Source organism: Mariniradius sediminis (genome assembly GCF_021491425.1).
GTDB classification, from domain to species: domain Bacteria; phylum Bacteroidota; class Bacteroidia; order Cytophagales; family Cyclobacteriaceae; genus Mariniradius; species Mariniradius saccharolyticus.
Map to the genome: position 1 here is coordinate 186,233 of NZ_JAKEVZ010000007.1, position 14,706 is coordinate 200,938.

The window sequence follows — 14,706 nt, forward strand, 5'->3', positions numbered from 1 at the left end:
ATATTTAGGTACAAAATATTTGGTGCAAAAAACAAAAATATGTATGTTTACCGCATTAGATTATTTAAAGCTTACACCCACATTCCAAGTTTTAGTAGTTTGCTTTTACAGCATTGTTTATCATGAAGGAAAACGGTATTAACAATACGTTTAAGAAAATCATATTTGAATCTTCAGAAATGCTTTTTCTGGCGGACGATACCTATCCTTACAATATTTTTTATTCAAACGAGTCCTTCGAAAATCATATCGGCCAACACCTTAAGGAGAAAACGCTCGTGGGTCTTGGTTTGGATATCAATTCCTATATTTTCAATGAAGAGCTGATCGTCAGTTTCCAAGACAGGGATTTTGTGTTCAATTTGGAACTGCCGCAAGAGAATGATTCCAATTATTTTCTGTTTTACAAGGGCTCGGAGTTAAAGACCAAGGGACTTCCCCCGAAAAAGGATGCAGACGCGATTTTGGGAAATTGTCCTGACATCCTGGGCATTGGACAGGAAAACTTCATGAGTTGGATCAGTCCTGCAGTGGAGACGGTGTTGGGATATCACCCCGAAGAGGTTACCAATGTCGAACTCTGTCAGTTTTTTCACCCCGAAGACCTAGACACCGCAACGGAAGTCACTGCAAAGGCCAAGGCAGAAAGGTCGAACCAGGTTTTCAGTTCAAGAATATTGACCAAAGGAGGCGCATTTGTATGGATCGAATGGCATATCAATTTTATTGGAGAACGGTTTTTCCTGACTGGGCGCAACATTTCCAAGTTCAAAGAAGAGGTCGCCCGAATCGCTTACAAAAATGAGCTGTACAATTTTGGCGAAAAATCAACACTCTCGGGTGTTTGGTCAATAAATCCACAGACAAACCAGCTTGTGGTCAGTGAAGGATTCAGGAATATTTTTGGTTGGAAAGAAACCGTGACGCCGACCATCGAGCAAGTTGTTCAGGGGATTAGCCTTGAGTTTCGGCCCTTATTCCAAAAGATGCTCACAGAGTCGCTGGCAATGGGTTCTGCACTTGATCTAAAAATCAAAGTCAACGCGGGTTCTGGAACAGGGAAATGGGTTCAATTTGCCGCAGAAACAGAATCAAGTGGCGGTAAGGTTTCCAGATTTTTCGGTTCTGTAAAGGATGTTTCCATTGAGCAGGGATTCATTTATGAATTTGGGCTATACAAGGAAATGTTTGAAATGTCGCCTGAAGCGATTCTCATTGCCGATACGAGTGGCAAAATCATTTTCACCAACCATGAGGCCAATGACAGGTTGATGATAGTCGCCGATGAGTCCAAAGAAACCATGTTTTCGGATTATGAAGTACGGTTCAAGGATCTGCAACAATGGGAAGAGTTTAGACGCCAATTGGAAGTCGATCGGAACCTGAGGTACAAATCTTCCCTTCGGAAGACCAATGGTGAATTTTACGAGGTTGAGGTCAGTGCCTGTCTTGCGACAACCCAAGGGAATACATTCATCATTGCTTTTGCGAGGGATATTTCTGAGCGGGTGAGGTTGGAGAAATCACTGCAGGAATCCTCTGATTTTTTGCTCCACCTGACCGAACAGGTTCCCGGTGCATTGTATCAGTTTGTTGTGAATAGGGAAGGGGATATGAATTTTTCCTATCTCAGTCCGGGAATCAAGGACCTATTGGGAGTGAGTGATACGGAACTCAAAAAGTTCAACAATATCGGCTTGGCAATAAACAAGGTTCATCCTGAGGATATCGCCCAAGTATTGATGACGACTGTTTCGTCTGCAAAAACGCTCAGGCCTTGGCAATGTCAGTTTCGTGTGAAGGATCTTTCGGGCACGGGTTTCAAATGGGTTTTGGGCGCTGCCAAACCTGAACAATTGGAAACCGGAGAGGTGATTTGGTATGGTTACTTGGCCGATATCAGCGAGCAGAAACGCTTCGAGGAAAACCTCAGCCAGGCAAGAGAACAGGCTGAAAGGGCGAGTCAAATCAAATCAGAGTTTTTATCAATGATTAGCCATGAACTCAGGACTCCGCTCAACGCGATCTCCGGGTCTGTTTATACGCTTCTTCAGGACGAGCATTCACCCAATCAAGCATCTGCGCTCAACACGATCAACTTTGCTGTCGATAACCTGATCAGCATGATCAACGATTTGCTTGATTACCAAAAGATAGAGGCGGGAAAATTGACTTTGGAATACAATCCGATGAACCTGAAGGACGTCGTGCAGCAGGTGATCAAGGGCCTTGAGTTCCATGCAAAGGATAGTCGCAATAAGCTGCTTTTACAGGTTTCCGATGAGTTAAACCAAGAAGTAAAAGGAGACAAAGTCCGCCTTTCCCAAATACTAAACAACCTCATTACCAATGCGCTGAAATTTACAAACAACGGTACGGTAGAGGTCAAAATCCACACAGTTTCCCAATCCGAAGATAGGATCAAGGTTTACTTCGAGGTGAAGGACACAGGTATCGGGATAGCGAAGGAAAACCAAGCGCGGATTTTCAACCAGTTTGACCAGATTCAGCATTCATTCAGCAAGAAATACGGTGGCACGGGACTAGGGCTTTCGATCACAAAAAGACTTTTGGACCAAATGAAAAGCCAGATCCAACTCGAGTCGGAATTGGGTGTCGGGTCCAGGTTTTTCTTTGAAATTGAGTTTGAAAAAACCAAAAGACAGTTTGTGCCGATTACGCCAAAGGTCGAAGTTCCTGCATTGCCTCTTAGCCAAGTCAAGTTGCTGATGGCAGAAGACAATGACGTAAATGCACTAGTCTTGGGCAAAATCATCAAAAAATGGGGGATCGAGTACGATCGGGTCAATAATGGACTGGAAGCAGTCGAAGCTGTGAGCCAACGCAAATACGATTGTGTTCTGATGGATTTGCAGATGCCTGTGATGGATGGATTTGAAGCCACGGAAAAGATTACTTCCATGTCTAAGGTACCTGTGATCGCGCTGTCTGCTGCTGCCAAACAAGACATGATGGAAAAGATTGAAAGAAGCGGGTTTGTCGGTTATGTTTCTAAGCCTATCGATGCGTCCGAGCTTCTGAAGAAGATTCGGGAAGTGGTGGGTTAGTCCTCGTTCAGGGCAATTTTTAGATATTCATCCACCAACATCATATTTGGATCTTTTTCCTTGACTTCGTTCAAATACCGCAGTGCGAGTTCCTTTTGTCCTTTCAGCGCATAATATATTCCTTTGTTTCGGATCGCAAAGAGGTTTTTGGGATACTGCTTGATGCTGTAGTTGATGTCTTCCAATCCGGCATCAAGGTCTCCCAAAAGAAGTTTGTACAAGCCTCGGTTGTTATAATAATAGGCTTCGTTCGGGCGGAGTACGATTGCTTTTTCAATATCGATGAGTGCCTGTTTATATTCCTTTGTCTCTAGGGCGAGTAAGGATCTAAGGTTCAGGATATTTGCTTCGCTTGGATCGATTTTCTCGGCCTTGTCCAGAAGATTTGAAGCAATCTCTAAATTCCCAAGATAATACTCCATGTTCGCCAAATTCACAAGGATCTCGACATTGTTGGGGGATTTTTGGAGTGCAGCCAGAAAAGAGGACCTCGCTTCTTCCAGGTTTTTCATTTTTTCATATATCAATCCTTGAAGGAAATGTCCTTTCCAGCTTTCCGGATTAATTTTTAATAGGTTTTTGGTATCCCCAAGCGCTTTGTAGTATTCCCCATTGTCCAGTAGGCAGACGCCGCGTTGGAAAACTGCCAAGCTATCGGTGGGATTGGACGTTAGGATTGCGTCGAGATCGCGGATTGCGAGATCCAGTTGGTTTAGCTGTTGGTACACCAACGCCCGGTTGAAGAGCGCGTCCCTGTATTGGTCGTCGATGTTGAGGGCTTCCGTATAGAAGTCGATCGCCGCCTTGGCGTCATTTTGGTTAAGTTTTTCATTGCCTTTCAGCAGGAACCTCCCCTTCTTGTCCTCGGGACTGTCACATGCCAGTAGACTGACGGAGAAGAGAACAGGGATCAGTAGCTTAATCAGGTTTTTCACTTGGAATCGGGTTTTCGGTTTTTTCTTCTCCCAATAACACTGCAAAGGGCCGGGTGGATTCGCTCAGTTCAAATATTTTTCTCAGAACAGCAAGGGTGGGAATAATCAGAATCATGCCCATAACTCCCCAAATGGAGGCTCCGACGAGAAGTCCGACAAAGGTAACAAATGCATTGAGGTTGACGTTGCTGCCCACTATTTTGGGAGTTAGGAAATTGCTTTCGATCAATTGTATGATTTGAAAACAGACCACCACGCCGATAGGATAGAAAAGACTGTCCTTGGTGAGGAAAGCGAAAATGGTCGGAAGAATTGCACCCAAAAATGGTCCCAGATAAGGGATGATATTGAGTACTGCAGCAAATACTGCAAAGAAAACGGCATGCTTGATTCCCAATCCGAGAAGCGCGATGCTGTTGAGAACAGCGAGGATGGCCATCACCTTAAGCATACCTACGATGTACTGCTGAACTACCCGCCGGAGGTTTTTGATTTCTGATTTCACCTTTTTTTCCTCGTGGGAAGGGTAAAGACTTACAATAAAATTGGTCAGGTGATCCCTGTATAGTACAAAGAAGAATATAAAAACAGGCAGCAATAGGACGGATGAAAGCGATCCCAAGGTGCCAAAAACAAATTCCGCCAAACTGGAACTGTTGGATTGAAGCAGGTCTATCAAGTATTCTTGGTCGATGCCTTTCCCAATACCGGTTTCGAGGTGGAAATTGTCAACCAAAAAGCCATCAATCTGCACCAAATAGCCATTCAGTTTTTCGCCGGCATTTCCAACATCCTTGCTGAAACTGGCGATTTGGATGATGACAAAGGACAAAAATGCAATCAGTACCACAATGGATGCAAAAAGGCAGATGGAGGTACTCCAAATTCGAGAAATTTTTCTTCGCTCAAGCCAATTACTCAACGGGGTCAACAATCCCGCAATGAGTCCCGCAAGAAATAGGGGGACCAGAATGCTTTGTCCAACAATTAAAATGAAGATGAGGACTATAATCAGGAGTAAAACCGCAAGTGCTTTGAGGTAAGCGGGGAGAGTAAATATGTTTTGGCTCATAGAGGATTGACTTGAAAAATGTCGTGTAGAGATGGGTTTGTCGATATGAGTTTGTTTACACGGGAGGAATCGGATAGATTAAAATTAATGATATTTTTGAAACCTTAACCAATTTGTCGTGGAAAGGGAAAAGACGTTTTTGATAAGGATTTCATTTATGGTCAGTGTTTTATTGCTGGCTGTAAAATTCTATTCCTATTTCCTGACCCATTCGACTGCGATTCTAACAGATGCGTTGGAAAGTATCGTCAACGTGGTGGCTGCGGCTTTTGCGACGTACAGTATATACCTAAGCTCAAGGCCAAGGGATGACAACCACCCCTACGGACATGGTAAAATTGAATTTTTCAGTGCGGGGATAGAGGGGGTTTTGATCATTCTAGCGGGTTTGTTTATTATTTACCAGGCGGTTTACAACTGGTTTTTCCCAGTCGCACTTGTCAACCTTTTTGAAGGCATCGTGTTGGTCACGATCGCTGGCACCGTAAATGGCGTTTTGGGATTTATTCTCCAACGGCAAGGCAAAAAGCTAAACAGCGTCACACTTGAGGCGAGTGGGAAACACCTGATTTCGGATGCACTTACCAGCTTTTTGTTGATATTGGGTGTAGTGGTCATTCTCCTGACTGATTTGCAATTTCTCGATTCAGTCATTTCGATTGTCTTTTCCCTTTACATCATTTATTCGGGCTATGGTTTGGTGCGTCGGTCTGTGGCAGGGCTGATGGACGAGGCAGATCCCGCTGCAGTGGAAGCCACCGTGAAAGTTCTAAATGAAAACCGGAGGCCTGTTTGGATAGACATTCACAACATGCGGGTGCAGCAGTATGGCGGCGACAGGCATATCGATTTGCATTTGACGTTGCCTAACTATTTCAATTTGAAGCAGGTTCATAATGAAGTACATGATGTCGAAGAGGTGCTGAAGGAGAGTTGGCCAGGGGTGATGGAGGTCTTTGTACATGCTGATCCATGTATCCCCGAAAAGTGCTGTCATTATTGTCAAGTTGCCGATTGCGCGGTACGAATCAAAAAAAATGATATATTGGTCGAATGGAATACGGCAAATATGTCAAAGAATCAAAAACACTATCATGATTTACTCCGATAAGTGATCAAAAAAATTCTTCGAAAATTTGTAATATTTCGAATAATACATTTAACTTAGTATATTCAACAAAAAAAAAGCTATGAACGAGGAAAAACAATTCAGGATACTATTGGCGGTTACATCCGTTGTATGGTTAATTCTTGTGGGGGTCCTCATAGTGATCTGACAAGAATTCAAGGGTTCTGCTGTACCTTAAACAGCAATTGCTTTTCAAATGGATTAAGGAGTTAAAAAGGGGTGCATACAAATGCATCCTTTTTTTTTTAATTCCAAGCCAATAGAATCGCTTTCCTTTTCGCCAAACAAGCCGTAATTTTAATAACAACTCTATCAAACTTTAACCGTACTGAAATGAAAAAAATTCTACTCACTGTTTACTTCGCGCTGTTGGGTCATTCAATTTGGGCCCAAGAAATCAACCATGACGCCTTTATCACCAAAGCCTTGGATACAAAGACTCCGCGGTATTCTGAGATGGCGCGCCAAATTTGGGAAAACCCTGAGTTGGGTTACCTTGAATTCACCAGTTCAAAGATTTTGGTCGATGAATTGAGGGCTGCCGGATTCAAAGTAGAGACAGGAGTGGCTGATATGCCGACCTCTTTTGTCGCCACCTATGACAAAGGCGGTCCCGTAATCGGATTTTTGGCTGAATTTGATGCACTTCCGGGCTTGTCTCAGGATGCAGTTCCATTCAGATCGGTGTTGGTTGATGGCGGAAATGGACACGGATGCGGACACAATCTCTTTGGGACAGCAGTGGTAGCCTCGGGGATAGCCTTAAAGGAATGGGTAGATGCCAATAACATACAAGCGACGATCAAGATATTTGGGACGCCAGCTGAAGAGGGTGGTGCCGGCAAAGTTTATATGGTTAGGGAAGGCTTGTTCGAGGGAGTAGATGCCGTCATCAACTGGCACCCTTCTGACAGGAATGCAGCCAATGCTTCCACCTGTACGGCAGTTATGCAGGGTTATTTCAAATTCCGCGGACAGACTTCCCATGCTGCAGGTGCTCCCCAAAGAGGTCGTTCTGCACTAGATGGGGTAGAGGCAATGAACATGATGGTCAACATGATGCGTGAGCACGTAGACCAAGAAAGCAGGATACACTATGTCATTACTAACGGCGGCCTCGCCGCAAACGTAGTGCCTGATTATGCAGTAGTCGAATATATGGTGCGCCACCCGGATGTGACCGAGGTGAAACAAATGTGGCAGCGGGTAATCAAAGCTGCGGAAGGTGCTGCAATGGGTACCGGCACAAGTGTAGAAGTGGAGGTAGTTTCAGGGATATATGGCCTTCTGCCCAATGAGACATTGGCCAAAGCAATGCACAAAAGCCTGACTTCGGTCGGTGGTGTCGAGTATGACGCCGCCGAGTTGGAGTTTGCCAAAAAAATTCAGCAGACATTCAACGCACCTAGGATCCCACCGTTGACTATGGCAAAAGAAATCCAACCTTACCAATTGACCCATTTTCCAGCGTCCACTGATGTAGGTGATGTTAGCTATGTGGTACCAACCGTTGGTTTGGGGACTGCGACTTGGGTGCCTGGCACGGCTGCACATACTTGGCAAGCCGTCGCCGCGGATGGGATGACCATTGGCTACAAAGGCATGATGGTTGCAGCAAAAACGATGGCATTGACAGGTAAAGAACTGATTTTAAATCCCTTGTTAATCGAAGAAGCCAAAAAGGAGTTTAACCAAAGACTGGGGGGCTTGGTATACGAACCGCTGATTGGCGATATGAAACCACCATTGGAGTTCAGGAAAGATCAAAATAAAGTAAAATAAAAAAGGGCCTAAATGGCCCTTTTTTTATGCCAACCCTGACCGTTTGAGCAGGGCTTCCGGTTTTGGGTCTCGACCCCTGAACCGCCTATAGACTATCGAGGGATGCTCGCTTCCTCCCGCGGCCAGAATATTCCGATGAAATGAATCGGCCACTTCCGAATTGAAAACGCCCTTTTCCTCGAAAAGCGCAAATGCATCGGCATCCAAGACTTCGGCCCACTTGTAGCTATAATACCCTGCTGCGTAGCCACCTTGGAAAATATGCGAGAATGAAGTACTCATCAGCGCTCCTGGAACATCGGGCAGCAGCTGTGTCTGCTTCATGCTTTCGGCCTCGAAAGCTGCGATGTCCCTGATTTCGTTTGGAGAGGTGCCATGGTAAGCCATATCCAAAAGTCCGAAGCTAATCTGCCGAACCGTCTGATAACCTTGTTGAAAGTTCGCGGCTTGTTTGATTTTTTCTATCAGATTTTCTGGAATCGCTTCGCCCGTTTCAAAATGCTTTGCAAAAAGGTCCAAACATTCCTTTTCGTAGCACCAATTTTCAAATATCTGAGAGGGGAGTTCCACAAAATCCCAATACACACTTGTTCCAGATAAAGACTCATACGTTCCATTGGCCAACAGGCCGTGTAGGGCATGTCCAAACTCATGGAACAAGGTTTTTACTTCATTGAATGTCAGCAGTGAGGGTTTCGTTTTGGTGGGTTTGGTGAAGTTGCAGACAATAGATACATGTGGTCTTTGGTTTGTTCCGTTGAGGATCTTTTGGCCACGGTAACTTGTCATCCAAGCTCCATTCCTCTTTCCAGGGCGGGGGAAAAAGTCCGCATAGAATACCGCCAAATGTTTCCCGTCTCGGTCCTTTACTTCATAGGCTGTCACTTCCGGGTGGTATTTCGGGATGCTGGGATTTTCGATGAATGAAATCCTGAAGAGTTTCGCAGCCGTCTGAAACACACCTTCGATCACATTTTCAAGTTTGAAGTATGGTCTGAGCAATTCATCGTCGATCGCAAATCGTTCTTTCTTTAGTTTTTCGGAATAAAAAGCAAAATCCCACTTTTCCAGTTTTTCCAAACCGTCCAATTTCTTGGCGAATTCAGCGAGTTCCGTGACCTCTTGTTCTGCCTTCGGTTTTGCCTTCTCCAATAGGTCAAGGAGAAAATCCTTCACTTGAATAGGACTTTTGGCCATTCTTTCCTCCAATACAAAATCCGCATAGCTATTGTATCCCAACAGTTGTGCCCTTTCGTGCTTCAATTTGAGCATGTCCTTGATATGCTGTTGGTTGTCAAGCTCGTCGCCTTTACAGCTTTTTGTATTGTATGCGATAAAAAGCTCCCTCCTCAAGTCACGGTTTTCGGCATACGTCATAAATGGGATATAGCTTGGAAAAGCCAAGGTGAATACCCATTTCCCCTTTTTTCCCTTTTCGTCAGCAGTTTGTGCCGCGGCTTCGACAATAGAGTGGGGGAGGCCCGCAAGCTCAACCTCGTTTTCTACCACTAATTCATATTTATTGGTTTCTGCGAGTACATTTTCCCCAAATTTCAATCCCAATTGGGAAAGTTCCTGGTCGATTTGTCTCAGCCTACCTTTTTGTTCCGGATTAAGCCTGGCACCATTTCTCACAAAAGCCTTGTAGGTTTTGTCCATTAAGGTCTTTTGTTCTTCAGTCAATTTCAAAGTCTCCCGATATTCGTAGATTTGTTGGATTCTTTGGAATAGGGCTTCATCAAGCAAAACATCGTTGCTGTGCGCAGTAAGGAGAGGCGATATTTCCCGTGCCAATGCTTGAATGCGGTCGTTGGTCTCAGCACTGTTGATATTGAAAAAAATCGCTGAAATTGTGTTGAGCTTTTCCCCCGCGCGCTCTAGGGCGACGATGGTATTTTCGAAATCGGGTAGAGCTTGTTCCTTAATCTGGGAAATCTCATTTTTGGCCATTTGGATTGCCTGCTGCACTGCCGGCAAATAATGTTCTTCCTTAATCAGGTCAAAGGGAGCTGTCTCAAATGGGGTATCAAAAGGTGCTAACAATGGATTCATTTAACTTGATTTTGATCGGTAATTGCTATGAAGTAGAAGTTTAGTTACTAATTCTAGTACACAAGGATATAAAAAGCAAGCCAAAGTGCCAATCCTAGACCGTAACTTGTCAGCACTACTTTGGTCGAGATATCAAGGCTCTTTTTGCTAACAGTATGATATCCCAAAACCATCGCCCCGATATATAGAAGTTCAAAGAGGTTGGCGGTTTTGAGTGGGTAATGATATTTCTCTGCCACGGATGATGGGTCAATGATCGAGTAGGCGGAAAGGGGGAAGAAATCACGAATTTCCTGATAGCCCACATCTTCGGTGACCACGATGAAAAATAGCATTTTGATGAGCTCAGGCAGCAAGAAAATGATATCCGCTACCAAGGCAAACTTCCAGATCGCCACAAAGGGAGCCTTGTAACCAAAGGCAAACGAACCCATCCAAATCAACATGGCGGTCATTGTCACCCGCCAAAGGATCGAAAACGGCGTCCATATATAGCCCAGCGAATTGAAAACGTGAAAGATCATGAAGCCGCCTTCCTCTTCGATTTTTTCATTTCCCGGAACGGCTTCCAGAATCAAGTCGTTTGTAACATACCTGACCAATATGAACAACAAGGAAAGAACGACAAAAAATATTCTTTTGTCGAAATCCAAAAAGCCTTGAATCCGTTCATGAAGTGTAGGTGTCGTTTCTGACATATTATAGAATATTTAAGGCCAAATCTAAACGAATGTTTGGATTTGGCTCTAATTTTGGTGCAAAATTGAAACAAGTATGCATTTTACATCCCGGGTGTTATTGATTTTGATGGTGTTCGTGTCGCCGTTTATCTACGGTCAGCAGCAGCCGTTGGACAAGATCGGGCCCGATAAATCACCTTACCTCCTGCTGGACAAAGGCTTACAGTTCAGGATCACCGAAAACGTCAATGCCCTTTACAATTTTGACTTTGAGACCGCTGAGCGTGGCTTCAAAGTAATGCAATACCAGTATCCAGAGCATCCACTTCCTTATTTTCTGCTCGGTTTGAGTACATGGTGGAAAATAGCCCCGGACGTCGAGAACCAGCGCTATGACGATTTGTTCATCGACCAGATGGATGTTGTGATTGACAAAGCTGAGGCGCTGCTTGATTCAGATCCCGGAAACAAAGAGGCGTCCTTTTTTCTGGCAGGGGCTTATGGATTTCAGGGAAGACTGTACAGTGAAAGGAAAAGTTGGACGAGGGCAACCTTTGCGGGCAAAAACGCACTGAAATACCTCAACCTCAGCAAAGGCGAGGACGAGCTGAATCCCGAATTGCTCCTGGGTGATGCCTTGTTCAATTATTTCTCGGTTTGGATACCGGAAAACTATCCGATCTTGAAGCCTGTGGTTGCGCTTTTTCCAAAAGGAAACAAACAACTTGGCCTCAAACAATTGGAAGATGTAGCCCAAAACGCCTTCTATGCCCGAATAGAGGCGCAGTATTTTCTCTTTAGACTGTATGCTTCGGAAGAAAAGCAACCCTATAAAGCCTTGGCGATCACGGACTACCTTCACGGCAAATTCCCCAATAACCCATATTTCCATCGTTCCTTTGCACGCCATTTGTACACCGTTGGCAGAATCATGGAGGCCAAAGAAGAGTCAGAGGAAATCCTCAAGCGGATAGATGAAGGCTGGACGGGATATGAGGCAAATAGCGGGCGTTATGCGTCTTTCTATATTGCACAATACTACGAACGTGCAGGGGAACGGACCTCCGCGAAGAAGTTTTATCTGAAGACTTTGTCCTATGGTGAGGAGTCAGAAACCCAAGAAAGCGGATATTACCTGTATTCTCTGATCGCCTTAGGCAAGATGGCAAACGAGGATAAAAACAAAGCCCAAGCAAAGGAGTATTTCAACAAAGTGAAGAAATACGCGAAGCGAAATCATCCCGCTCATAAAGAAGCTCGTGATTACATCAAAAAGAATAAACTTTAATCACATTTATCCGTACCATTGATCATATTTTCAGGAGATAATTTGAATAATTATCCTTACTTGAGAAAAAACGATTGTAAAAATTTAGAAAAACGGACATTCATGTAACAATATTTGGTTTGGATTGCCGTTTTTTGAAAGTATTTACTTTAAAATAAATTTAAATTATATTAATTTTGCGCCACATAATATTTTGAAATTTCTATAATCATGGATAATAGCATAAGAGTGAAATTTGACAAAATTGATCGCAAAATCCTGGAGATTCTTCAGGCTAATGCCAAAATAACTAACGCCCAATTGTCAAAAGATATCGGACTCTCCCCAGCACCGACCTTGGAAAGGGTTAAAAAATTGGAGCAGTCGGGCATCATCAAAAGCTACCATGCCAAGTTGGATCCAGAGAAAATCGGTCTTGGTGTAAGTACTTTTGTGTTGGTGAGCTTGATTGGCCACAACAAGGGAAATATCGATGCCTTTATGAAGGAAATTAATCAGATCGAAGAGGTGATTGAGTGCCACCACATAACAGGTACGGGGGATTTTATTCTCAAAATCATCGCTAAAGATATTACAGCCTATCAAAAGCTGATGTTGGAGAAGGTCAGTGAAATTAAGGAAGTCGATTCCATGCAATCCATGGTGATTCTTTCTACTTTTAAGGACAGCAAAGTGTTGCCAATCCCTGCCTAAGCGAAACAAAATTGAAACTTGAAGGGTGGCCCAAAGTCACCCTTTTTTCTTTTTAATGAATCAGATGAAAAACCCTTGGAAGACCAAATCGAAAAAGAAAATCTATGAAAATCCCTGGATAACCTTGGAGGAACACCAGGTTGTCAACCCTTCAGGTCGGGACGGGATTTATGGAAAGGTTCATTTCAAGAACAAAGCGTTGGGGATTATTCCTCTGGATACTGAGGGCTACACTTGGCTTGTTGGACAGTATCGCTATACTTTGGACGAATATGCCTGGGAGATTCCCATGGGCGGTGGGCCGCTTAGCATGGATATCCTGGATTCTGCAAAAAGGGAACTGAAGGAAGAAACCGGATTGACAGCAAAAAAATGGACGCAAATAATGCGAATCCATACCTCCAATTCTGTGACGGACGAAGAAGGATTCGTGTTTTTGGCGGAAGAACTCACACATGGAGAAACCGAGTTTGATGAGACCGAACAGCTGCAAGTGATGAGAATCAAGCTAACCGAAGCAGTTCGAATGGTGATGGAGGGCGAGATCACCGATTCTATATCAATGGCCGGACTATTAAAAGTCGGTCGAATGTTTGGGATTTAAAATTGGATTGAAAATGACCATACAGGCATTTAAGGATAATTTTTCGCAGACGATTACCCTGGCCTTTCCGGTGATGATGAGTCAGCTGGGGCAGGTTTTGGTAGGCGTTGCGGATAGCATGATGGTCGGGCGGCTTGGCGCCGAACCTTTGGCCGCTGCTTCCTTGGGCAACAGTATTTTTTATGTGGTCATGATGTTTGGAATTGGCGTTTCTATGGCAATGACTCCGCTGGTAGCAATGGCCGACGGAAAGAAGAATCCCAGACGGATTTCGAGGCTTTTTGCCCATGGTTTCACCATCAATATGGTCACAGGGTTCATGCTTTTTCTGATCATTTTGCTGGCTTCGCCACTCTTGTACCATCTAAACCAACCGGGAGATGTTGTCGAGTTGGCCATTCCCTACTTGGCAATCATTACGTTTTCGCTATTGCCATTTATGTTCTTTCAGACCTTCAAGCAGTTTGTAGAGGGCCTTTCCCAGACAAGGCAAGCGATGTACATCACAATTGTTGCAAACGCCTCAAATGTCTTCCTGAATTGGGTGATGATTTACGGAAACTTGGGCTTCCCGGCATTGGGATTGAACGGAGCCGGCTGGGCGACTTTGATTTCCCGGGTCCTGATGGGATTGATGATGTGGTATTATGTCCGAAAATCAAACCGGTACAAACAGTTTTCGCTTTCCTTTTTCCCAAAGAAGTTGAGTTTCCCAATGGTCAGCAAGATGTTGAAAATCGGAGTTCCTTCGGGCTTTCAGTTCATATTTGAAGTTGGTGCTTTCAGTTCGGCAGCGATCATGATGGGATGGATAGGGGTGACGGCCTTGGCAGCACATCAGATCGCACTCAATTTGGCCTCGATCAGCTACATGATGGCTACTGGCTTAGCAGCATCCGCCACGATTCGTGTTGGAAATCAACTCGGAAGGAATGATATCCGCACGCTTCGCGAAGCCGGTTTTACCGTGTTCATCATGGTGGCTATGTTCATGTCCGTTTCCGCCTTTATCTTCATCGTCTTTAGGGAATTTCTGCCCTCACTGTATATCGACGATGCGCAGGTAATTCAGATGTCCGCCGTTTTGCTTGTCATTGCGGGATTTTTCCAGCTGTCTGACGGGATTCAGGTAGTTGGCTTGGGGGCACTGCGTGGCATGGCAGATGTGAAAATCCCCACGATAGTGACTTTAGTGGCCTATTGGGTGATCGGATTGCCCGGAGGATATGTTTTGGCATTTTCTTTTGGGATGGGGGAAATTGGCATTTGGATTGGCTTGCTTACGGGTCTCAGCATCACAGGTGCCATGCTGCTGTGGAGGTTTCATGTGCTAAGCCGGAAGCTGCTCGTTCGCCGTCAGGCCGATAATTTATCTTTGGCGTAAAATCACTTTTTGTTTTTGT

The 14,706-nt window shown here is 44.5% G+C and carries 11 protein-coding genes; 7 read left to right on the forward strand and 4 right to left on the reverse strand.

Annotation, left to right across the window (positions count from 1 at the left end; all coding sequences use genetic code 11):
• Positions 1 to 179 precede the first annotated feature (179 nt).
• Positions 180 to 3,068 carry an ATP-binding protein gene (locus L0U89_RS10815; protein ID WP_234861535.1) on the forward strand — a complete coding sequence of 963 codons (2,889 nt, stop codon included), beginning with the start codon at positions 180 to 182 and terminating at the stop codon, positions 3,066 to 3,068.
• Here L0U89_RS10815 and L0U89_RS10820 read toward each other — a convergent pair.
• Positions 3,065 to 4,003 (reverse strand): tetratricopeptide repeat protein, encoded by a 939-nt coding sequence (locus L0U89_RS10820; RefSeq protein ID WP_234861536.1) that lies wholly within the window; start codon positions 4,001 to 4,003, stop codon positions 3,065 to 3,067. The genes L0U89_RS10815 and L0U89_RS10820 overlap by 4 nt on opposite strands.
• On the reverse strand, positions 3,987 to 5,075 hold the full coding sequence (locus tag L0U89_RS10825; RefSeq protein WP_234861537.1) for an AI-2E family transporter: 1,089 nt from the start codon (positions 5,073 to 5,075) through the stop codon (positions 3,987 to 3,989). The genes L0U89_RS10820 and L0U89_RS10825 overlap by 17 nt, the downstream gene beginning before the upstream one ends.
• 118 nt (positions 5,076 to 5,193) lie before the next feature.
• On the opposite strand from L0U89_RS10825, the gene L0U89_RS10830 reads away from it, so the two are divergent.
• Complete coding sequence (locus tag L0U89_RS10830; protein ID WP_234861538.1) at positions 5,194 to 6,186, forward strand: cation diffusion facilitator family transporter; 993 nt, start codon at positions 5,194 to 5,196, stop codon at positions 6,184 to 6,186.
• Positions 6,187 to 6,537: 351 nt separating this feature from the next.
• Positions 6,538 to 7,986, forward strand: a complete 1,449-nt coding sequence (locus L0U89_RS10835) for an amidohydrolase (RefSeq protein WP_234861539.1) — start codon at positions 6,538 to 6,540, stop codon at positions 7,984 to 7,986.
• Between the two features lie 24 nt (positions 7,987 to 8,010).
• Here the strand turns inward: L0U89_RS10835 and L0U89_RS10840 are convergent, their stop codons facing one another.
• On the reverse strand, positions 8,011 to 10,038 hold the full coding sequence (locus L0U89_RS10840) for a M3 family metallopeptidase (protein WP_234861540.1): 2,028 nt from the start codon (positions 10,036 to 10,038) through the stop codon (positions 8,011 to 8,013).
• A gap of 53 nt (positions 10,039 to 10,091) precedes the next feature.
• On the reverse strand, positions 10,092 to 10,736 hold the full coding sequence (locus L0U89_RS10845) for a sulfate ABC transporter permease (RefSeq protein ID WP_234861541.1): 645 nt from the start codon (positions 10,734 to 10,736) through the stop codon (positions 10,092 to 10,094).
• Positions 10,737 to 10,812: 76 nt separating this feature from the next.
• Here L0U89_RS10845 and L0U89_RS10850 point away from each other — a divergent pair, with 76 nt between their 5' ends.
• The 4 genes from L0U89_RS10850 to L0U89_RS10865 all read left to right on the forward strand — a co-directional run bounded on the left by L0U89_RS10850 (position 10,813) and on the right by L0U89_RS10865 (position 14,687).
• Complete coding sequence (locus tag L0U89_RS10850; protein ID WP_234861542.1) at positions 10,813 to 12,006, forward strand: tetratricopeptide repeat protein; 1,194 nt, start codon at positions 10,813 to 10,815, stop codon at positions 12,004 to 12,006.
• A gap of 210 nt (positions 12,007 to 12,216) precedes the next feature.
• Complete coding sequence (locus L0U89_RS10855; RefSeq protein ID WP_008623765.1) at positions 12,217 to 12,699, forward strand: Lrp/AsnC family transcriptional regulator; 483 nt, start codon at positions 12,217 to 12,219, stop codon at positions 12,697 to 12,699.
• 64 nt (positions 12,700 to 12,763) lie between these two features.
• Entirely contained in the window at positions 12,764 to 13,303 is a 540-nt protein-coding gene (locus tag L0U89_RS10860) for an NUDIX domain-containing protein (protein WP_234861543.1), read from the forward strand.
• Between the two features lie 13 nt (positions 13,304 to 13,316).
• Positions 13,317 to 14,687, forward strand: a complete 1,371-nt coding sequence (locus L0U89_RS10865; protein ID WP_234861544.1) for an MATE family efflux transporter — start codon at positions 13,317 to 13,319, stop codon at positions 14,685 to 14,687.
• Positions 14,688 to 14,706 lie beyond the last annotated feature (19 nt).